This is a genomic window from Glaciecola punicea ACAM 611 (genome assembly GCF_000252165.1).
In the GTDB taxonomy this organism is placed as follows: Bacteria; Pseudomonadota; Gammaproteobacteria; order Enterobacterales; family Alteromonadaceae; genus Glaciecola; species Glaciecola punicea.
Genome location: NZ_BAET01000007.1, coordinates 221,669 through 242,880, shown reverse-complemented (window position 1 = coordinate 242,880; position 21,212 = coordinate 221,669). Strand labels below are relative to the sequence as shown.

20 protein-coding genes and 1 tRNA gene are annotated in these 21,212 nt (G+C 42.5%); 9 read left to right on the top strand and 12 right to left on the bottom strand.

Annotation, left to right across the window (positions count from 1 at the left end; genetic code table 11):
- Nucleotides 1–6: 6 nt before the first annotated feature.
- Together infC and thrS are read right to left on the bottom strand one after the other, a co-directional pair.
- Nucleotides 7–546, bottom strand: coding sequence for a translation initiation factor IF-3 (gene infC / locus GPUN_RS03480; protein WP_081483887.1), 540 nt, complete (start codon nt 544–546; stop codon nt 7–9).
- Nucleotides 547–664: 118 nt separating this feature from the next.
- Nucleotides 665–2,593: a threonine--tRNA ligase gene (gene thrS / locus GPUN_RS03475; RefSeq protein WP_006003432.1), complete on the bottom strand. Its 1,929-nt coding sequence runs from the start codon at nt 2,591–2,593 to the stop codon at nt 665–667.
- Between the two features lie 328 nt (nt 2,594–2,921).
- On the opposite strand from thrS, the gene GPUN_RS03470 reads away from it, so the two are divergent.
- The 3 genes from GPUN_RS03470 (at nt 2,922) to GPUN_RS03460 (ending at nt 6,107) form a co-directional block, all read left to right on the top strand.
- Nucleotides 2,922–3,962: a DUF3080 family protein gene (locus GPUN_RS03470; protein WP_006003431.1), complete on the top strand. Its 1,041-nt coding sequence runs from the start codon at nt 2,922–2,924 to the stop codon at nt 3,960–3,962.
- Nucleotides 3,963–4,096: 134 nt separating this feature from the next.
- Entirely contained in the window at nt 4,097–4,867 is a 771-nt protein-coding gene (locus tag GPUN_RS03465; protein WP_040520229.1) for a class II aldolase/adducin family protein, read from the top strand.
- Between the two features lie 64 nt (nt 4,868–4,931).
- A complete protein-coding gene (locus tag GPUN_RS03460; protein ID WP_006003429.1) occupies nt 4,932–6,107 on the top strand; it encodes a mandelate racemase/muconate lactonizing enzyme family protein in 1,176 nt (391 codons plus the stop codon).
- Nucleotides 6,108–6,159: 52 nt separating this feature from the next.
- Here the strand turns inward: GPUN_RS03460 and GPUN_RS03455 are convergent, their stop codons facing one another.
- From GPUN_RS03455 to GPUN_RS03445, 3 genes are all read right to left on the bottom strand, one after another.
- Complete coding sequence (locus GPUN_RS03455) at nt 6,160–7,038, bottom strand: amidohydrolase family protein (RefSeq protein WP_006003427.1); 879 nt, start codon at nt 7,036–7,038, stop codon at nt 6,160–6,162.
- 27 nt (nt 7,039–7,065) lie between these two features.
- Entirely contained in the window at nt 7,066–7,791 is a 726-nt protein-coding gene (locus tag GPUN_RS03450) for an SDR family NAD(P)-dependent oxidoreductase (protein WP_006003425.1), read from the bottom strand.
- A 188-nt stretch (nt 7,792–7,979) separates the two neighbouring features.
- The gene (locus GPUN_RS03445; RefSeq protein WP_006003423.1) at nt 7,980–8,246 is read right to left on the bottom strand and encodes a DksA/TraR family C4-type zinc finger protein; all 267 of its coding nucleotides are present in this window, start codon (nt 8,244–8,246) and stop codon (nt 7,980–7,982) included.
- A 582-nt stretch (nt 8,247–8,828) separates the two neighbouring features.
- Between GPUN_RS03445 and GPUN_RS03440 the strand changes: the two genes are divergently transcribed.
- Nucleotides 8,829–10,241 carry a dihydrolipoyl dehydrogenase gene (locus GPUN_RS03440; RefSeq protein WP_006003421.1) on the top strand — a complete coding sequence of 471 codons (1,413 nt, stop codon included), beginning with the start codon at nt 8,829–8,831 and terminating at the stop codon, nt 10,239–10,241.
- 124 nt (nt 10,242–10,365) lie between these two features.
- Here the strand turns inward: GPUN_RS03440 and GPUN_RS03435 are convergent, their stop codons facing one another.
- From GPUN_RS03435 to GPUN_RS03425, 3 genes are all read right to left on the bottom strand, one after another.
- A complete protein-coding gene (locus tag GPUN_RS03435) occupies nt 10,366–11,235 on the bottom strand; it encodes a hypothetical protein (RefSeq protein ID WP_006003420.1) in 870 nt (289 codons plus the stop codon).
- 616 nt (nt 11,236–11,851) lie between these two features.
- Nucleotides 11,852–11,928, bottom strand: a tRNA-Val gene (locus GPUN_RS03430).
- Between the two features lie 113 nt (nt 11,929–12,041).
- Complete coding sequence (locus GPUN_RS03425) at nt 12,042–13,109, bottom strand: patatin-like phospholipase domain-containing protein (RefSeq protein WP_006003419.1); 1,068 nt, start codon at nt 13,107–13,109, stop codon at nt 12,042–12,044.
- Nucleotides 13,110–13,336: 227 nt separating this feature from the next.
- Between GPUN_RS03425 and GPUN_RS03420 the strand changes: the two genes are divergently transcribed.
- The 5 genes from GPUN_RS03420 (at nt 13,337) to GPUN_RS03400 (ending at nt 16,191) form a co-directional block, all read left to right on the top strand.
- Entirely contained in the window at nt 13,337–13,720 is a 384-nt protein-coding gene (locus GPUN_RS03420) for an ACT domain-containing protein (RefSeq protein WP_006003418.1), read from the top strand.
- 87 nt (nt 13,721–13,807) lie between these two features.
- Nucleotides 13,808–14,188 (top strand): Spx/MgsR family RNA polymerase-binding regulatory protein, encoded by a 381-nt coding sequence (locus tag GPUN_RS03415; protein ID WP_006003416.1) that lies wholly within the window; start codon nt 13,808–13,810, stop codon nt 14,186–14,188.
- A complete protein-coding gene (gene dapE, locus GPUN_RS03410; RefSeq protein ID WP_006003414.1) occupies nt 14,178–15,308 on the top strand; it encodes a succinyl-diaminopimelate desuccinylase in 1,131 nt (376 codons plus the stop codon). Before GPUN_RS03415 ends, dapE begins: the two co-directional genes overlap by 11 nt.
- Complete coding sequence (locus GPUN_RS03405; protein ID WP_006003412.1) at nt 15,305–15,991, top strand: M15 family metallopeptidase; 687 nt, start codon at nt 15,305–15,307, stop codon at nt 15,989–15,991. The genes dapE and GPUN_RS03405 overlap by 4 nt, the downstream gene beginning before the upstream one ends.
- 20 nt (nt 15,992–16,011) lie before the next feature.
- The gene (locus GPUN_RS03400; RefSeq protein WP_006003411.1) at nt 16,012–16,191 is read left to right on the top strand and encodes a DUF2897 family protein; all 180 of its coding nucleotides are present in this window, start codon (nt 16,012–16,014) and stop codon (nt 16,189–16,191) included.
- Between the two features lie 98 nt (nt 16,192–16,289).
- Here GPUN_RS03400 and GPUN_RS03395 read toward each other — a convergent pair whose 3' ends face one another.
- The 4 genes from GPUN_RS03395 to GPUN_RS03380 all read right to left on the bottom strand — a co-directional run bounded on the left by GPUN_RS03395 (nt 16,290) and on the right by GPUN_RS03380 (nt 21,154).
- Entirely contained in the window at nt 16,290–16,610 is a 321-nt protein-coding gene (locus GPUN_RS03395; RefSeq protein ID WP_006003410.1) for a heavy metal-binding domain-containing protein, read from the bottom strand.
- Nucleotides 16,611–16,641: 31 nt separating this feature from the next.
- Entirely contained in the window at nt 16,642–17,070 is a 429-nt protein-coding gene (locus GPUN_RS03390; protein ID WP_040520111.1) for an HIT domain-containing protein, read from the bottom strand.
- A complete protein-coding gene (gene astE, locus GPUN_RS03385) occupies nt 17,060–18,130 on the bottom strand; it encodes a succinylglutamate desuccinylase (RefSeq protein ID WP_006003408.1) in 1,071 nt (356 codons plus the stop codon). Before astE ends, GPUN_RS03390 begins: the two co-directional genes overlap by 11 nt.
- Nucleotides 18,131–18,601: 471 nt before the next feature.
- The gene (locus GPUN_RS03380) at nt 18,602–21,154 is read right to left on the bottom strand and encodes a glycogen/starch/alpha-glucan phosphorylase (RefSeq protein WP_006003406.1); all 2,553 of its coding nucleotides are present in this window, start codon (nt 21,152–21,154) and stop codon (nt 18,602–18,604) included.
- Nucleotides 21,155–21,212: the final 58 nt, after the last annotated feature.

The following is a 21,212-nucleotide window of genomic DNA, read 5'->3' as shown; positions in this document are numbered from 1 at the left end:
CCTATACTACTTCTTGATTGGTGCAAGTACCATGATCATTTGACGACCTTCTACCCGATGCGGAAAAGACTCTACAATAGCAATATCTTCCAGATCGACTTTAACTCGTTTCAATAAGTCGATGCCAATTTCTTGGTGAGCCATTTCACGTCCACGAAAACGTATTGTTACTTTGGCTTTGTCTCCACCTTCTAAAAAGCGACGCAGGTTGCGCAGTTTTACCTGGTAATCGCCTTCATCAGTGCCAGGGCGAAATTTAATCTCCTTGACCTGAATTTGCTTTTGCTTCTTTTTTTGCTCTTTTTGGGCTTTACTCTTTTCAAACAAGAACTTGCCGTAGTCCATAATTTTACAGACCGGAGGTGCAGCATTAGGGCTAACTTCTACTAAATCCAAATTTGCTGCAGCAGCTTGGGCTATGGCCTCTTCAATCGTGACGACGCCTGCGGGCTCACCATCTGCTTGTACTAAGCGAACTTCATTTACTGTTATGTCTTCGTTAATGCGGGATTTATCACCCTGAGATTTATTACTAACGCCTTTAATTTGTTATTCCTCCAAGAATTTTTATAGGTAGCGAATGTATGGCAAAACTTGTTTTTAAGTTTTGTGTACCGACAGATCTAGCCCTCGTGTACCATACGCGCTTAACATTATACCTATTCTATGCTGTAGTGCTATTTAATTTTTTAGTTTTCACGTCATCTGATAACAATGCAGCAAATTCAGCTACCGACATTACGCCAAGATCTATTCCCTTGCGCGTTCTAACGGACACTTGACCCGACTCTTTTTCTTTGTCGCCTGCAACTAACAAGTAGGGCACTTTTTTCATTGTGTGCTCTCTTATTTTAAAACCAATCTTTTCGTTTCTCACATCGGCTTTTACTCTACAGCCAAGTTCAAATAATTGCGCTGCTACCTGCGTGACGTAGTCTGACTGGGAATCAGTAATGTTAGATACTACTACCTGAGTTGGCGCTAACCAAGTTGGAAATGCGCCGGTGTACTCTTCGGTTAAAATACCAATGAAGCGTTCCAGCGAACCCAATATAGCGCGATGGATCATAACGGGTGTTTTACGTTCCCCGTCTTCGTCTACATAGGTTGAGCCTAGGCGCCCTGGCATTGAAAAGTCTAGCTGTATAGTACCGCACTGCCATGCTCTATCTAAACAATCATATAGTGTAAATTCAATTTTGGGCCCATAAAAAGCGCCTTCACCGGGCAGGTAGTCAAACTCAATGTCGTTTCTAGATAGCGCATCCGCCAAGGCTATTTCAGATTTATCCCAGGCTTCATCGCTACCCACGCGCTTTTCAGGTCGAGTGGATAATTTAACCACTATTTTTTCAAAACCGAAAGTGGCATAGGTGTCGTAGACCATTTTGATGCACTGCGTAACTTCATCAAGCACCTGTTCTTCGGTACAAAAAATGTGTGCATCGTCTTGTGTAAAGCCGCGTACTCTCATTAAACCATGCAGTGCGCCAGAGGGTTCGTTTCGATGGCAGCAGCCAAACTCAGCCATTTTTAAGGGTAAATCACGATACGATTTTAAGCCTTGATTGAATATTTGCACATGCCCTGGACAGTTCATCGGTTTAATAGCGTACTCACGTTTTTCAGATATAGTGGTAAACATATTTTCACCGTATTTATCCCAATGACCTGACTTTTCCCACAGGGTGCGATCCATCATTAAAGGGGCTTTTACTTCGTCATAGCCATACTGGCGCAGCTTTTTGCGAATAAAAGCTTCTATTTCGGTGTATATTGTCCAACCATCGTTGTGCCAAAACACCATGCCGGGTGCTTCTTCTTGCCAGTGCCATAGGTTTAGCGCTTTGCCCAGCTTGCGGTGATCGCGTTTTTCAGCTTCTTCTAAGCGATTTAAATACGCTTTTAGCTGCTTTTTGTCTGGCCAAGCCGTGCCATATACACGCTGAAGCATTTTATTGTCGCTGTTTCCTCGCCAATACGCACCCGCTACCTTCATTAATTTGAAATGCTGGCAAAAGCGCATGTTCGGCACGTGAGGACCACGGCACATATCAACATATTCTTGGTGATAATAGAGCGCAGGCGTATCAGTTTGCGCAATATTATTATCCAGAATTTCAATTTTGTAGGACTCACCCTTAGCTTCAAAAGTTTCTTTAGCGTGCTGCCATGAAACCACTTCTTTAACCACATCGTAGTTAGTTTTAGCCAGCTGTAGCATGCGTTTTTCAAGCTGCACAAGCGCCTGCTCGTTAAGAGGCTCTTCTAAATCTACATCATAGTAAAAACCGTTATCGATAGTGGGCCCTATGGCCATTTTCACGTCGGGGTAAAGCTGTTTAATAGCGTGTCCGAGTAAATGTGCGCAAGAATGCCTGAGGATTTCGAGCCCGTCGTCGTCTCTAGCGGTAATTATTTGTAATCTAGCATCGTTTTTGATTAAGTCGGTGGCGTCAACCAGCTTGCCGTCGACACGCCCCGCTATAGTAGCTTTTGCTAGGCCTGGCCCTATGTCGTTAGCGACGTCTAACACAGAAACAGCATTTTCAAATGAACGTTGACTTGCGTCGGGGAGTGTAATTACGGGCATAGAATTCCTTTAGCAGTGGTGACACCTACCAAGCGCCACTTGCATTTTGTATGATGAGGACATGTTTAATTGAACGATTCGTATTTCAATCAAGTCAGTTAACAACCGACAAACAAATTCCTAGGGGTTTACGATACTTAACAACTAGGCAGATTATACCGACATGCACCCACAACATGCAATTACGCAAACCTACAAATTAAGGGCTTTATTGCATATTTACGTACATTACGCTTATTTAATACAAATATGCGCATAATAGTGACCCAAACCATAGGCTAAACAGGTAACATTACACATAAATTTTGTTTATAACGAGACTACAAACATGGTCACCAAGCACTTTACTTACCCCGCAATGACCTTAGTTGCACTACTGATAATAAGCGGCTGCAGCGATACTAAAAAAATCGCAGTCGATTTAGAAGATTACAGCGAAAGACTTCAAAGCTACACCGGCATAGCGATTGAATCCCTGCCTGAAGTAAATAATCTTTATGCGCCCAACAAGCAAGCCCTAAAAATTGACATTGAGCGAACGAGCATCAATTTACGCGAACTTTTTGCCTTTAACGACTGTTCTTTGAATCAGCTTGTAGCGCAGCGAAATACCGCCTTGGGTAAGATGCAGCTTCCCTCAAGCCGATATGCCTATGAAAGCGAGCTTGTACATGAACTTGCAGCCTGTCAGCGCAGCTTACAAGAGAATGAAGGTAAGACTGAACTTGTCGCTAAATTGGCCGACTGGTCTGCATTAAAGCAGCAGCAACTCCCTCAGGTATGGGCGAATTTGATTACTCAGTCTATTGAAACCGATACTCATTTCACTGGGGGTACAGGTTATATAAGCGGTACCAGCAACGATAATTTTCAAGCCACCAAACTGGCATTAAACTTTTTGCTGAAAAGTCAAAACGAACATCCCGTTAATGCATCTGCTTTAGAGCTTCATTTACAACAGCTAAATAACACGCCATTAATGGCAAAAAAGTGGCGCACACAGCTGTTGCTTGCACAGGAGTTAAATAACATTTCTCGACTGCTGAATACTTATTTAATCAACAACACCTGCAGTACACGCAAAGAAGAGGAGAGCATTGAGGTAATGCGAAATATCTTTAGAATATTCTTTGCAGAGCGTATTCAAACTGTTGCGGGGCAGCTAAACAATTATTATTACCAGCTGTCTCCTTTGGTGGAGCAACTTGCACAAGCACCACAGATGCCGACCGCATTTAATGAATACTTGCTGTTGCACAATACATTAAATTTTGAGGCATACACCGAAGCAATGCAGTCTCATATTCAAATATGGCAGCAAATATTTGAACGCTGTGACAATATTGCTGCGTTCGAGGCAAGTTTGTGACTTAAAAGGCAGTCAATAAGCCAATTATCTATAATATAGTTGATTAACTGGTGGAAAATGCTGCCTTTGCCTGGTGCCCAAAGCTAGTCTTGCATGGTATGCTTTTGATGCAAACAAGGATAAATGATCTAATGATGTACGACATACCCCACGTAGACCTAAGCACAAAAGTATCCAAGGTTGAATGGCAGACCAGAGTTGAGCTAGCTGCCTGCTATCGACTATTAGTCATGCATGGCTGGGACGATTTAATTTACACCCACGTATCGGCGCGTATTCCTGGAACTGAAGATCTACTCATAAACGCATTTGGTTTAAGTTTTGAAGAGGTAACGGCCTCAAACCTCGTTAAAATTGACATAGACGGCAATATAATCGACCCTGATTCACCGTTTGAAATAAACCCAGCAGGCTTCACCATTCACAGCGCCGTTCACCATGCCCGCCCAGAGGATCAATGCGCTTTGCACCTGCATCATAGCGACGCGACTGCTGTGGCCAGCTCAAAAGAAGGTTTATTGCCATATAGCCAATACGCCGCATTTGCGCTAGCTAGCATGAGCTATCATCACTACGAAGGTTTAGCCGTTGATCACAACGAAATAATAAGTCTGCAGCAAGATTTAGGTAGCGCAAACTTTATGCTACTCAGAAATCATGGGGCCTTAACAATGGGGAAAACCATCGGTGACGCCTTTATGCACATGTACGATTTACTGCGTGCGTGCGAAATTCAAGTTAAATTACAGCATGGTGCTGGCGATGTTATAAATGTAAACCATAAGGTTATTCAAGGCATAAAAGCCCAAGCTAATATTGTTCACACGGGCCTAACTGGCGGCCAAAAAGCATGGCCCGCTATGATGCGCCGCGTGAAACGGGCCTACCCCGACTTTGACAAGTAGGCACCTCATATAGCAACAAACAAATACAGCGATTCAGCTTAACCCTTTACGATAAGAAGCATTTATGAAAATAACCCATGTAGAAATCTTCGATATTCACTGTCCTGAACGTCCGCCATGGAATCCAATATTTGTGCGAATATTTACCGACGAAGGCATTCACGGCGTAGGTGAGGCTGGTTTGGCATATGATTGGGGACACAGCGCCGCAGCCGCGATGATTAAAGAAATTGCAGAAGCGGTGTTAATAGGGTTTGACCCTTTCAAAACCGAACTATTATGGTCACGCATGTTACGCGAGAGCTTTTGGGGTTTAGGCGGCGGACCTGTTTTATATTCCGCCATGAGCGCAATAGACATCGCGCTTTGGGACATAAAAGGCAAAGCCCTAAATGTGCCTGTATACCAACTGCTAGGCGGCAAAACAAACGATAACCTGCGCACCTATGCCAGCCAGTTGCAATTTGACTGGAGCCAAGACTGTATAAAAATGCTCACACCTGATGACTATAAAAGAGCTGCCGCTAAGGCAATGGCTGAAGGTTACGACGCGGTAAAAGTCGACCCTATTGTGTATGACGCAAACGGCGACTCAAGCTTCAATAGGACTAATTTATTTACCCCCGCGCAAATGAAACTATTTGGCGACAGACTACGCGCTATCCGAGAAGAGGTAGGCGACAACGTAGATATTATTTTTGAGGCGCACTCCTTAATGGGCTGTGCATCGGCCATTCAAATGGGAAAAATAGTAGAAGAAGTCGGCTGCATGATGTTTGAAGAACCCGTAAGTTACCTAAATTCAGCGGTGCATAAAAAAGTAGCCGAGAATGTTAAGGTGCCAATCGCGGGCGGTGAACGTTTATATCACCGCTGGGATGTGCGCCCTTATTTTGAAGACCAGTCAATTGACGTACTCCAGCCCGATGTGGGCCTGTGCGGTGGTTTTACCGAATCAAAGAAAGTGTGTGACTACGCCGACGTATACGACATTCGCATTCAAGCCCATGTGTGCGGTGGTCCTGTCGCCACTGCGGCAGCTCTACAGTTAGAAGCCGCTATTCCTAACTTCCTTATACATGAACACCATACCTACGCCATAAAACATTGGAACCGCGAGCTGTGTTTACAGGACTATCAACCTGTAAACGGGAAGTTCAAGGTACCTGATTTGCCCGGTATTGGTATTGAATTAAATGATAAAATAGTGAAACGTTCGCCTATGGTCACGGTCAGATAACTTTTTACGTTTCACTTTACTCGATAAGATAAAGGGTAAAGTGACGTCTTTCTTAGGCAAACCCATATAGGTCTTTTGCATTTGTGTTTAAGACCTTATCAAGCTCCAAGCCAATCTGCTGTGCGCACGCAATCATAAGCTCCCAGTAGGCAAAGTAACTCATTGTTAATGAGGTCAGCGGAAAGTTACTGGCTATCATCATTCGATCTTCTCCAAACAAATCCACAGTTGCACTTAGCACACTACAAACATGTTCTACCGTATACTGCCTGCTCGTCATTTCAAAGCCTGAGCATTTCACGTAGCATTTAGGCAAATGTGCAAACAAACGCATATTTTCTTTCCATAACCCAAAACTGCCAGAATCATTTTGTGGGGGTAATCCCGCATGATTAATCACTATTTTCAGCTCAGGCAGTGAATATAAAAGACTGATTACTGCTCGTATAAGAGCGGTGTTGGTAAAGTCTGCCTGAAACTCGAGTAACAAGCCTGCTTGGCTAATAAGAGACAAGTTTTGCATGATTTGCGCTTTTTGTTCAAACATGGGAGTGTGGGCATCGAATATATATCGAAAGCCACAAAGCGTTGGATAGCTTTTCATGCCGTCAAGCTGCAGTTGAAAAATGTTTGAATCAGCGCATATATCGATAAACCCAATCGTACTGAACTGCGTTAGAGGCGCTTGTGGATAAACCTGCGACTCTAACCAGTCAAGCTCATTTTTTGGATTTAGGTTGTCAAAACCCGCTTCAACATGAACGGCGCCCAAAAGCAAACAATGATCTGATACCTGCAAGCTGTCTGGCATTGTATTTTTGTTAATGAGTGCTTTGTCAGGCCAATGCGGCTGGTTTTGCGGCAAAAGCCAAGCATATTCACCTTGTGCTAAATCAAAAAAATGAACGTGTGGATCAATTATTTTGTGCATGGCATAAGCCTATAGTTGTGCGTTAAATTAGCCTGTAGTGTAGCCGCCGTCTATCGCCTGCAAACTACCGGTGATAAACGCGGCGTCATCCGATGCTAAAAATAGCGCCATTGCCGCAACATCTTCTGGCTGCCCTATTCTACCTAAGGGCTGCAATGCGGCTTCTTGAGCGTGAACCGCGGCTAAGTCAGCACCCGACTTTTTGCAGTACGCTGCAATGGCATTGTGGTAAAGCGGCGTTTCTATTGTGCCCGGGCACAGGGTATTAGCCCTAATATTGTAAGATGCATAGTCTAACGCGGTGGTTTTCGCCATAGACGCCAAAGCATGCTTGCTAAGATTGTAAATAAAAGAATTAGACTTGCCAATCGTCGATTGGTCTGACCCAATATATAAAATTACACCATTTTGCCGCTGTTTCATATGCGGTAAAACCGCTTGTGTCAGCAAATATGCGCCCTTTACATTGAGGTTTATTACCTTAGTAAAGTCAGATTCAGAGGTCTTTTCTATGTTGCCAGAAAAGTGCATACCCGCGTTTGATATTGCCACGTCTATTGAATAATCAGCGGCGATAGATTCAACACAGGCTCTGACTTGTTCATGTTTAGTGACGTCGCACCGGTGGTAATGCCCAACGTCGCCGTAGGTAATATCTAAGTTATGTATAGCATAATTAGCCGAATGAAAGCGTTTAGCAATAGCTAAACCAATGCCAGATGACGCACCTGTAATGATAAGCGTTTTTTTCATAGATTTCTTTTAAAGGGTTGACTAAGGTGTGTAAACTAAAACATTATAGTTTTTGTGAAAACACGTCCAGTAAACAATAGCAGCAGACTGAGTTTGATTCATTCAAATATCGCCAGCCAATCGTTTGTAGTCGTTTAATTAGCACTAAGCATATCAAATGACATAGCTAATTCAAAGAAGACCCATGCTTATCTTAGTTGACTATCTTTACTGCCCCTGCGATTAATACCCGACTGACTAACTTGCTTCTTTTCCATTTCCCGCTGACAGCTGATGCACAACTGCACGCCCGGTATCGCGACTCTCCTTAGCTCAGGAATAGATTTACCGCACTCCTCACAGTATTTTGCGCTCTCGCCTCGCGGCATTTTGCTTTTAGCAAAGGCCACTGCATCGATAACACTTGCGTCAATCTGATCTTGTACTGCGCCATCTTTCGCCCAACCACCAGCCATATTAATCTCCTATTAATTACCTGTCTCTCTTATCCTGCAATATTATTTTGCTGTTTAGCGTTTCTCGCAGTAGCGCTATGTAATAAACCTAGCCAGAATCATATATTGAGCATAGTGCCAGGCGTTGTCCGTAAATCGTAAAAGGATAAACATTTTTATCGAACTGCGAGTGCAACATTTTATGAATGAGCAAAATAAGTGCCAGAGTGATTTAAATAAATACTTAGCATTACACATTGGTTCAAATTTACTTTAAATAACGCTGGAACTAGTAACGCACACCACTAAGATTGAGCACTTATAGAACTTGTTTATGCCCAGATTGAGGTCGACTTTGAATAATGTAGAAAAGAAAGCGCAGTATTTTCAGCCTCATTAAATAAATTGTTCATAGTATTCTTTGATAATCCTGAAAAAACTACTCTAGCTCTGTAATTCTGACCCCCTATTATAAATTTTTAAGCTAAAAAATTTAGTTTAAGCAATAAAAACATAAACTTAAGAATTGGTTTGATTTGTGCACGCGCTTCAATACATATATCGAAACAAGCTGTTTTAAAATACAATAGGGCAAATAAGTTTATGAAAGTAGACACTATCATTATAGGAGCAGGAACGGCTGGCCGCTCAGCATTAAGGGAAGTTCGTCAATATACCGAAGACTTTTTACTCATTAATGATGGTCACTGGGGCACTACATGTGCTGCTGTAGGATGTATGCCCTCAAAAGCCTTAATTGAGGCTGCAAACGCATTCCACACTCGACATACATTTGACGAATTTGGTATTGAGGGAGCGGAGTCGGTCTATGCAAACATCCCTGCCGTATTCGCAAGAGTCAGGAAAATGCGCGATAATTTTGTAGAAGACCTAGAAGCTACACCCTACAAAATGGGTAAGCGCGCAATATCAGGCCGCGCGAAACTACTGGGACCTAAGCATTTAGAAGTTAACGGTAAAAAGTTTGAAGCTCGCACAATTATTCTCGCGCCAGGTAGCAGCCCCATAATCCCTCAGCAGTGGCGTAAGTTTGAAGATCGCATATTGACCTCTGACACCATCTTTGAGCAAACCGACTTACCAAAGCGTATTGCCGTCGTCGGACTGGGAGCTGTAGGCATCGAGATTATGCAAGCACTTGCACGACTTGGTATCGATGTGGCGGGTTTTGGCTCCGGTGAAAGTCTAGCAGGCATTGACGACAGCCAAGTTTTAGCAAAATTTCGTCCTTTAATTGAAAAAGAAGTGCCACTGCACCTTGGTGCTAAAGCTGAGTTGGAAGAAGCAAATGGTGCAATACGGGTAACTGGTGCAGGGGGGAGTTTCGAGGCCGATGCCGTTTTAGTTGCCATTGGTCGACAGCCTAATATAAGTAATTTAGGTTTAGAAAATTTGGGTGTGAAACTTAACGATAAGGGCATGCCCGAGATTAACCCGCATACATTACGTATAGACCAGCTGTCTGTTTTTTTAGTAGGTGATGCAAACGGCCATCGCCCGCTATTACACGAAGCCTCTGACGAAGGTTCTATCGCAGGACGCATTGCTGCGCCTGATCACTCAGATTCAGGGTTATGCCGACGCACCGGCCTATCAATTGTATTCTGCTCTCCTCAACTTGCATTAGTTGGGCCGCCATTATCACAGCTTGACGAAACATCTATTTCATCTGGCAGCGCTGATTTTTCTCAGCAAGCTAGGGCAAGTATGGCGCAAACTGCTGCTGGTATATTGCGCATTCACGCCGACAGTAAAACGGGCCGCCTTGTCGCCGCCGAAATGTGTATTCCAAGCGGTGAACATATAGCGCATCAATTGGCTCTTGCTATTGAGGGAGAAATGACTGTCGCTGACATGCTAGCCGCGCCATTCTATCACCCCGTGCTTGAAGAAGGCGTTCGTAGCGCACTGCGCGACCTTGCTAAAAATATTGATAGCGCAGGCGGAACCGATATGTCAAATTGCAAACCGATTGGTCACGATGCCTTGGATTAATGGATGTCTTTGATAAACCGATGGATATTGAACTTCCAACGCGCCACCTCAAATGGTGAACTTACAGTAAGATAAAAATTACCAATTCACTTTGATGCGCTCCTGCAATTCTATAGTCATGCGTTTATTTGCGCTGGGTTTCTTGCGACGCGTTTCGATTAGACCAATAACGCACTAATGACTTTTGCGCCACTACACCAAGCGCATCTTGATTGAGTGTCTCACTAGAACCCATAAAAATAAGCGCTAGCTCACTGTCAGTCATTGCTGTTGTAATCAAATTTACGGCATTATCAAGACTTTCACCGCCTTCAAGATATCTGACGTGGTGATCTGCATTCACGAGATGTCCATCTAACTCATTAAACCATTTCGTAAATACTAACTTAGCCAATTCCCTATACCTTGGTTGATGACCGCCAAACACCACCATGAAAATATCCGCGCTGGACTTATCATACTTTTCGTACGCTGCGTCTAGCGCTTCAACAATATTGGCAATTTCGTCATCTGCTGCTTTCATCATAATGATAGAGAACACCGACTCCAGCTGCTTGCTATAGATTGCAAGCGCTTGGTATCTTACCGCCCCGTGCTGCTGTGTATCTACTATTAGTTCATCTGTTGCATCTGCTATTAACGCAAATGTGTCGTCAGCTAGTTCTTGCCTAAGTGTTTTAGTCCACTTTTTTATATCAGAGATTGCGTCACACAGCTTGTTTTGAGTAAGGTTGTAAAAGGCAGCTAATGTTGTGTGTACCGCCGCCTTTAAGGAATGATAGCGCTCTTTATTAATTAAGTGTTCATCCACTTTTTCGCCATTCATAATAAACAGGCGGCTGTCCATTCTCACTATAAGCATTACGTTGCCGTCTTTTATTCGTTGAATCGACGCTTGTTTGGCTAACTTATATCCCTTGTGAAATTCCTGATTTAAGACCGATAGATCATTTTCGCTAGGCTCCTGCTTTGAATCTTTTATTTTAATTGACATAAGACAGCTCTTGTAGGTGAATGCTCAAATAATTTGCAAGTGTCATAAAGTATCTTCACTAATGCAAAAAACGAACCAAAATAAGCTTCGCTTTGCCTTGTTTATCTAGGCGCACAGGTAACGCGACTTACTTGATCAAATGCCAAGTGCAGTAAAACAGAACAACTGATAAATAAGCGAACATTTAAGCATTTGGTAATCATAATGAGTAGGAATAGCGCAGTAGCTGTGTAAAAAATACTTAGTAATAAGGGCTTACGTGGTTAGCAGCTATCTGAAAAAAAGAGCCACTGGGTGCGCAGATAGTCATGGAAGCGTGTTTTGCTTAAGTCCAAGCGGCCATTTTTCTAAAGGAATTTTCAAATAACAGCGGTATTTGATCGCTGTTCGACGAATGCAAGCACAACACCTTAAGCAAAATGAAGTTAACGGTTAGAAAGATTTACAATCTTTATTTAATAACAGGCATAACATCAACAAACAATGTTGGGATGCTGACTGCACGCTACATACAAAATTTTCTTCAAATTAGCTATTAATTGTTTGCATACCGTTTGCAGAGCAAAAAATTTAGTGTTTAACAATTTTAAGATATCTCTACAAGCCTAATAAATATTGGTGCGTCTACCCAGACTCGAACTGGGGACCTCTACCATGTCAAGGTAGCGCTCTAACCAACTGAGCTATAGGCGCACATTTATGCTTATATGCGGTGTAAAAGAGGATTTTACACCTTCGCTGACTGAACCAAGCCAACGGCGCGTATAATAGCTACCAAGGCCGTGATAGGCAAGTGCTTTTTTACATTAGCGTTGTAAGTTTATAGGTTTAATGAACTGGCCAGGCTCACTGTGTTCAACAACGTTTAAAAAATGTTCAGCAAGTCTGTCTGACTCCTTTATAACGCGTGTCCAATAGGCAATGCGTTCTTGCGCAGGTATCTCAGTGAAATCCTTTCTGTCAGGTATTTTTGCATAGGGTAATTTGGCGACAAATTCATCGCTTGGGGCTATTAGCAAAACATTATCATAGCTCTTAGGATGACATGCGCGAGACTTTAAGGATTTATCAAACCAGCCCGGTGTCGGTGTCGCATAAAAGTGTGGATAGAGTACTAAGTTGGGCGTGTCTATTTTCATGTCAAAATGGTAATCAATAATACCGCCGTCTCTAAATGTGCCATTTGGCACGCCCGCTATATTTTTAACGCCTTCAATAACCGCCGGGATTGAGCCTGAAGCCATTAGACAGTCCAAAAAGTTTTCTGGCGTTAACAATCCCTGTTCAGTCTTTATCGGATTTTTTTCACTGAAGGCAAAGCCTTTCTTATTAGATGAAAATATCACGCGCGTAAAGCTGCTCGCGAGCTTTCTTCGCGATAGTGCATTTCGTCCTGCCGCAAGCGCAAGCCCAGCGAGCTGCTTAAGCTTTTTTTCAGACGCGGTTAAACCATGACACCTCGCCACCACTATATGTAGCGATTTAGTATTTGAGGCTAGTACTTCTTTCACGCCGTTTTTACCTACCATAAAATCGAGTAGCTCAATTCCTTTTTGGGTAATTTCTTTAACGCTCGGTTCTTCAGAATACACCAAGGTAGAGTAGCAATCGGCTAGGCGAGTAATAGCCGCACAAGGGTCGTCTTGGGCGAAACATGTTGCCCTAAAGGCTCCTGCTGAACTTCCAATAATATCCACATGCTGAGGTGATTTATGCATAAATTCATTGAAAACGACTTTATCTAAACCCGCCAGCACAAACCATTTAGGGCCGCCGCTTGCGCCTAAAAACGCGCTAAACATGCTGGGCGTTAACCCTTCAGCTTGGATTCTGGCCATGGCGGTTTTGCCAGCATAAAAAGATAGGGCCTGCATATTAATGTTCTTCCAATAGTGTAGTCTTGGCAGTATGTGAATTATTTCATTGAAATTCAAATAAATACACCTAATACTACTTAATAAGCGTTAATCGAATGTATATTAAGCACTTGATATTTGCTATATTTTTCATTAACTTAGTGGACAACGCACTGGTGACACACAAGCTTATCCACAGCTTTAGTGGATAAACATGAGCATAATGCAAGAAAGAGGAAAGACATTTGCTTAAGCAAACACTAAAAGTGCTAAAAGAGACATTCGCCATTCATAGCCTAGATGTTGGCAGTGAAATTCCATCAAAGGTCCTACAGTGCTCCCTATTTTTTATTGGCAAAACGCTCGACGAACTGTCTATTGTAGCGCCACAGTCACTTTCTATTGACGCCTTAGAGTCTGATCTGGACTGGCGAGCGCTTGAAGTCCTTGGGCCACTTAATCTTTCATTAGTGGGAATAATGGCTGAAATTAGCAGTGTGCTAGCAAAAGCCCAAGTGAGTGTATTTATAGTATCTACCTTTGACACTGATATTATATTGCTTAAAGAGAATCAGCTAAAGACAGCCAAAGAAGCGTTGATACAAGATGACTACAGGATAACTACTTAGGAACTTAACTAATAAATGACACAAACTTTTTTGACGCACCTTTTTCATGTTAATTAACACATTGATTTAAAACTGAGAAGTAAAAATATGCTCACAATGTACGGTATACCGAACTGCGAGACGGTTAAAAAGGCCAAAAAGTGGCTAGCATCCGCAGATATTAAATACACCTTTCACGACTATAAAAAGCTCGGCGTACCTCGCGGCATTATTGAGGCAAGCATTGCTGCAAGTGGCATCGACACAGTGCTTAATAAACGCGGTACCACCTACCGTAAGCTATCAGATGAAGAAAAGTCGATAGTGGATGCGCAAAATGAAGATAACAGCGCTGTTCTCGATTTGCTGTGCGAGCATTCTTCACTTATCAAGCGCCCTCTTTTGGTCAAGCAATCCAGCGACACTGACCAGGCGATTATAGTAGGCTTTAACGACAGTGCTTATCAGGAGTTTTTATATGGTGCTTGATGTTATAGACGTCACCAAATTATTAGTGGCCCGAGCTTCGGTAACACCAAACGATGCAGGTTGCCAAACATATTTGAAAGAACAATTGGCCGCACAGGGCTTTGTAAATGAAACCATGGTGTTTGCCGACACCACAAACCTTTGGGCGCGGCGCGGTGCTGCCCAGCCTGTATTTTGTTTTGCAGGCCATACCGATGTTGTGCCAACAGGCCCTATCGAAAGATGGCAGTTTGACCCGTTTACACCTACCGAACATAATGGTTTTTTATACGGGCGCGGCACTGCCGACATGAAAGCGTCAATAGCCGCTATGCTGGTGGCAACACAAAAATTTGTGCAGGACTACCCTGATCATAAAGGCTCAATTGCTTACCTAATTACTAGCGACGAAGAAGGTCACTTTATAAATGGGACAACCAAGGTGATTGACACCCTAGAAGCGCGCCATGAAAAAATAGACTACTGTATTGTAGGTGAGCCCTCGAGCACTAACGTAACTGGGGATGTTATTAAAAATGGCCGCAGAGGGTCATTAACCGCAAACTTAAACGTTAAAGGCATGCAAGGACATGTCGCCTACCCGCATTTAGTCGACAATCCTATTCACGCACTTGGGCCTGTTATTGCTGAGCTTGTGAATACTAAGTGGGATGAAGGAAATGATTTTTTCCCTCCCACCAGTATGCAAATATCAAATATAAGTGGCGGTACAGGTGCCACTAACGTAGTGCCGGGCACCGCGAGTATGGTTTTCAATTTTCGCTATTCTACCGAGCTTACGTTCGAATGTATCCAAGAGCGCGTTTATTTTATACTCGAAGGTCTCAAAGTTAATTACGACATACAGTGGACGTATAATGGCCTGCCCTTTTTAACTGAACCTGGCGTGCTGGTAAACGCGGTTGTTAAGAGTATTCAAAAGGTATGCGGCATTCAAACCGAATTATCCACAGCCGGCGGTACTTCCGACGGTCGCTTTATTGCCCCAACGGGTGCTCAAATAGTTGAGCTAGGACCTGAAAACAACACTATTCACAAAATAGACGAGTGCGTTAATATCGCCAATGTTATTACGCTGGAGAAAGTGTATTACCAAGTATTGGTCAACTTGCTTACATGAACGCATTTAACAGCAGGGCAAATGAAGTAATGGGTCTTAGTGAAGCTCATTTAGTGCCAATAGGCAATAATCACTTTTTGCATAAGAACGTGGCGCTACCCTTTATTGAGATGCAGGACGCTGCGGCCACACAGCATATTGATATGCAAATATGCAGCAGCTTTCGTAATTTTGATAAACAACTATCGATTTGGAATCGCAAATTCTCAGGTGAGCTGCCGCTGTATACTTTGCAAAATACAGAGCTGCTGGCAAGTGAGTTAAGCGAGCAAGAAAAGATTCACGCTATCATGCTATGGTCCGCAATGCCGGGCGCCAGCCGTCATCATTGGGGCACTGATTTTGACGTATACGATCGCGCATCGGTTCATGCTCAAAAGCATAAGTTGGCCTTAATACCCAGCGAGTACGAAAATGGCGGACCATGCGAAAAGCTTTCTAAATGGATTATTCAATACGCTTCACAATTTGGGTTTTATTTGCCCTATGCCAACTACGTGGGCGGCGTTGCTCGGGAGCCTTGGCATTTATCGTACAAAAGCGAAGCGACAAGCATACAAGAAGGCTTTGTCATTGATGAACTGTATTCACAGCTTGAGCAGGCTGATATACTAGGAAAAGAACTTATTTTGCAGCAGTTGCCCCGCCTCGTGAAGCAATATACATTTAATTTAGGGCCATGAATTTATGACAGGATACACATATGCAGCTTAGTACCACGTGGATTATCATTATTATAGTAGTCGTATTAGCCATCATCATTAGTAATATTATGCTGCTTATACAAAGCAATAAGCCTTTTGTTTTTCCCGATTCGTATGAGAAAACAGAAAAACAAAAATTAGAAGATGCAAGAAAAGAAGAGGAATCGTCAACTAAGTAGACCTTCCTAAACGATAGAAAAAGCCTTTATTTAAATAGGCTTTACGCTGTTTTTGCCGCTATTCAATAGGTAAAAATACTGTAAATGCACTTCAACGCTTAGCCTATTCGCACGGCGGTGCCACTAATGCTGACCATAAGCATACTGCCTTTTTGCCCGACCACTTCATAATCTAAATCGACGCCAACAATAGCGTTCGCGCCTAATTGCTGAGCCTCATAGCTTAGTTCTTCAAATGCAACACGCCTGGCTTTGGTTAACTCTTGCTCGTATGCACCCGATCGCCCGCCAACAATATCGCGGATAGAGGCAAATAAATCCTTAAATAGATTAGCGCCCATAATAGCTTCACCAATAACAACGCCATAATAGGCCTGTATAGGTTTACCTTCGATTGTATGTGTTGTAGTAATAATCATTACTTATCCTTTGTTTTAAGCTTAATGTTATTTAATTGGCTGTCGCATATACTGAATTAGTGATTGAGCGGCGCAGCAAGGCTATTAGCGCCTTTTTTTTATCACTGGCATAAACAATCGCATGGCCTCGGCCCCAAATAGGCCCTGGCCATGCATCATCGTACTCGAATCGCGCTACATGATGAATATGTAACTGTTTCACCATGTTGCCTAAGGCAGCGATATTCAATTTAGTGGGAAAAAAGCAGTTTTTAAGCACAGCACTTAGGATATTCGAGGCTTTCAGTACCTCTATTTGCTGTTCAAACGATAGGTCATCAAGCTCGCTGCAGTTATTAATTTGTGGGATCAGGATAAGCCAAGGGTATCGACTGTCATGGCTCAATCTTATTTGACTTAAGCCAATTACAGTCACCAAGCTTGAATCCTGTGCCAAGCGGCTATCAAGTTTAAAGCGCATAGGGAATAACCGTTAGCAGCGCGCGTTGACCAATGGCCACGTTCGCATTAGGAAACACAATGGCTTCACCGTCGTGCTGGGCACGATATTCACAGCCTGTTTCACTGGCAATTAAGGCCCCTTTTGAAAAGGTTTCGAAGTTAGCAATGTTGTCGTCAAAATGAAGTGCAAAGTCGCTATGGTGCTTGTTTATAACTTGATTAACATTAAAGATGTCCATATTACACTGACCGAAATCAGGCAGATTTACGTCAGGCTTAGTTAATAGCTCGGTGAGTGTCGCCATAAACGCTGTAAATTTTGACATGTCGTTTTGACCAAACGGCATCACTGTGCCTAGTTCAACCGTGAAAGCATTAGCATTATGATTTAACGATGAGTAATAGCTAAATGTGGTGGTGGGCGACTGCGACAGTAATATTGTATTTACGTCGCACGCAGACAAGAAAGCGAGCTGTTGTTTAGAATAAGGTTTGCCGTGTAAAAACGGATATACCGCAAACTTTTCATTTTTTGAAGGACGAATAGCGGTATGTAAGTCATAGTGAATTCGATCGGCAGTCTCACTGGCTGCGCTAAAAAAATCATCCACAATACGCATTATTTTGGTAGCTCTTAACCCTTCAATGCTTGTTGATGACTGCTCTTTGCTGAAAAGCCTATTCAGGTTTTCTTCGATAAAACGTTGGGCACTGGGCATTGAGTCAAGGTTGCCAAAGATAAAGAGCACACGATGATCTGTCTTTATTTTCTGATTAACTAAATCGTTTACAAGTTGATTGCAAATTTCTATAGGCGCAGTTTCATTGCCATGAATGCCGCACGACAGCACGATGCTTTTACTAGTAGGTGATTTGTTATTGTGATTAAAAGCAACAATGCCATCGGCTAAGAGGCACATAGATATCCCATTATCAAACGTGAATTCTGCCCCATGATTTTCACTCGTATACTGTAATGAAAACTGCAGAAAATCGGATTGAATTACACTAAGAAGGTTTTCATGACTATAATTTTCATAAGATTTTTTTGCTAATTGCATACCGTTGACTACACCCATTCATATATTATTCCATTAATATAATAACAGTTTTAGCCGACTTTTTGGTGCTATTGGTGAATAATATATTGAAAATTAACGACCTTAAGCATGGCCAAAACCGTATCCGTTTGTAGCGCTTCAGAAAATAAAAAGCCTTAAAGTCGGCAATAAAACAGGTGCCCTCTACCAACATAGGCGTTTTAAAATAATTGTATAAACGAGCATGCTCATTGCGCAAGCTTGTCTAAGTTGCTGTGTGGGTGAATGTAACACCGAAAATATCAGCGCTGACACGCTCTATCGATTTAGAGTTTCATTAAAATGTTTCGTTAATTTTACACTCATAAAAAAGGTAACAATCCTAGCGATCGAGTTTTAATAAAATACGCTTCTATGTCTTATCAGAGATTGTTGATATATCTTAAACAAAAAAACCGGGTAAACCGGTTTTTTTGTTCTTACTATACTTTAATATAAGCCTTAGCTAGGCTACACCTTACATGTGTCAAGTTTCCAAATACGGTCCACATATTCTTGTACCGATCTATCCGAGGTGAACTTACCCATTTTAGCGGTGTTTAGAATGGCCATTTTTGCCCATCGATCTTTATCTTTATAAGCTTTGTCGAGTGCTTCGTTAGCTTTACTGTATGACTCAAAATCGGCAAGCACTAAGTAAGGATCACCGCCTTCTAGCATGCTGCGTTTTAAGCTCGACAGCGCTCCTGGCTGTTCTGGTGTAAAGTAGTCTGTATCAAGCCAGTCAAGTAGCGCTTTTATTTCGCTATTATTATAGTAATAATCATACGGCTTGTATCCGGCTTTGTTAATGGCCGCTACTTCGTCTACCGTTTTACCAAAAATAAAGATATTCTCTGCGCCAACTTCTTCTGCAATTTCAATATTCGCACCATCTAGCGTGCCAATGGTGACCGCGCCGTTTAGGGCAAGTTTCATGTTGCCAGTACCCGAAGCTTCTTTACCCGCGGTTGAAATTTGCTGAGATACGTCTGCAGCGGGGATCATTTTCTCCGCTAGCGACACACGATAATTTGGCAAAAATATGACTTTAATCTTATTGTTTATGCGCTTATCGTTATTTATTTTATCCGCAACTTTGTTAATTGCATAAATAATCGTTTTCGCAAGAGTATAGCCAGGCGCTGCTTTTGCACCAAAAATAAACACTCGCGAATGCATGTCGTAACTAGGATCTTTAAGCAGGCGCTTATACAAAGCCATAATATGTAGAAGGTTAAGGTGCTGACGCTTGTACTCATGTAAGCGCTTTATTTGGACGTCAAATATAGCTTTAGTGTCTACCGCTATGCCGGTAATCGCCTTTATTTCCTTAGCTAGGGCTTCCTTATTTTTTTGCTTTACCTTCATAAACTGATTTTGGAAGGTTTTGTCGTCGGCAAAGACTGACAACTTGTCTAACTGCGTCAAATTTACCGGCCATTGGTCGCCAATTTTCTTGGTGATTAATGCTGATAATAGAGGATTACACGCTTTTAACCAGCGCCTTGGCGTCACGCCATTAGTTACGTTAGTCAGTTTATTTGGATAAAGTTGATCAAATTCAGGAAAGAGGTTTTCTTTGACTAATTTAGAATGGATCTGAGCAACGCCGTTAACCTTAAACGAACCAATTACCGAGAGATTACCCATTCGGACCATTTTTTCATCAGACTCTTCAATAATTGACAACTTCGCTTTCATCACATTATCGCCGGGCCATTTCTTTTCAAGCTCTTGCATAAAACGATGATTAATCTCATAGATAATTTCTAGGTGACGCGGTAATATTTTTTCAAGCATGCGCACAGGCCAACGCTCTAACGCTTCAGGCAACAAAGTGTGATTTGTATAGGCGAAGGTTTTAGATGAAATAGCCCATGCGGTATCCCAATCAAGCTCTGCTCGATCAACCAATATGCGCATTAACTCAGGAATTGCGATGGCTGGGTGCGTGTCATTTAATTGAATAACAACTTGCTCAGAAAAGCGCGTCCAATCGTCGCCATGGGCGCGCTTATAACGGCGAATAATGTCTTTTAAAGAACACGCGCTGAAAAAATATTGTTGAATAAGACGCAGCTCTTTACCAGCTTCGGTCTCATCATTTGGATACAAAACTTTAGATATTGTTTCGGCCTGAATGTTTTCGCGCTGAGCGTCAACATAACCTCCGGCATTAAATACATCCCAGTTGAAATGACTAGATGACTGACTTTGCCATAAACGCAACACATTTACCGTATTGCCGCCGTAACCCACTACCGGAATATCCCAAGGAACTCCTTTTACGATAGAGCCTGGGTGCCACTCTTTTTGAATATTCCCATTGCTGCCATATTTGGTTTCAACATAGCCGTATAACGGTACTTCTTGAGTAGATTCTGGCCGACAAATTTCCCACGGATTACCGTAGTCTCGCCAGCTGTCCGGACGCTCTATTTGCGCACCTTTTTTTATTTCCTGCCTAAACAATCCATTTTCATAGTGAATACCATAGCCAATTGCTGGAAGTTCCATTGTGGCTAATGAGTCAATAAAACAGGCGGCTAAGCGACCTAAACCACCGTTACCGAGGGCCATGTCAGGCTCTTCTTCAAGCACATCGCTTATATCAACGCCTAACTCTTTTAGCGCAGCGTCTGCAGTTTCAAATAAGCCGAAGTTATGCATGTTGTTTGACAATAAACGACCCATTAAAAATTCAGCAGAAAAGTAATGCACCGCGCGCGTGTCGTTCATATAGTGCGTTTTTTGAGTGGTACGTAATCTGTTAAGCACAAGCTCTTGAATTGCCGCGCTGGTGGCCTTGAACCACGCGTGATTGTCGGCCTTGTTCTCGTCGGTGCCTAAGGTTGAATGCAAGTGCGATATTACCGATGCTTTGAAGGCTTTTTTATCTAATTTGGTACTATAGGAATTCTCTGATTGACTCGCGTGGTTTGCTTTTGTTGTTGCTGGCTTTCTAAGCTTTGCTGCCGCTTTTATTGGTGTTGTGATGTTTGAATCTGTTTGACTACTCATAAATACCCTGAAAAAGAAAAAACATCCCATAATTTTATTATAGATTTCTCTTCAACTC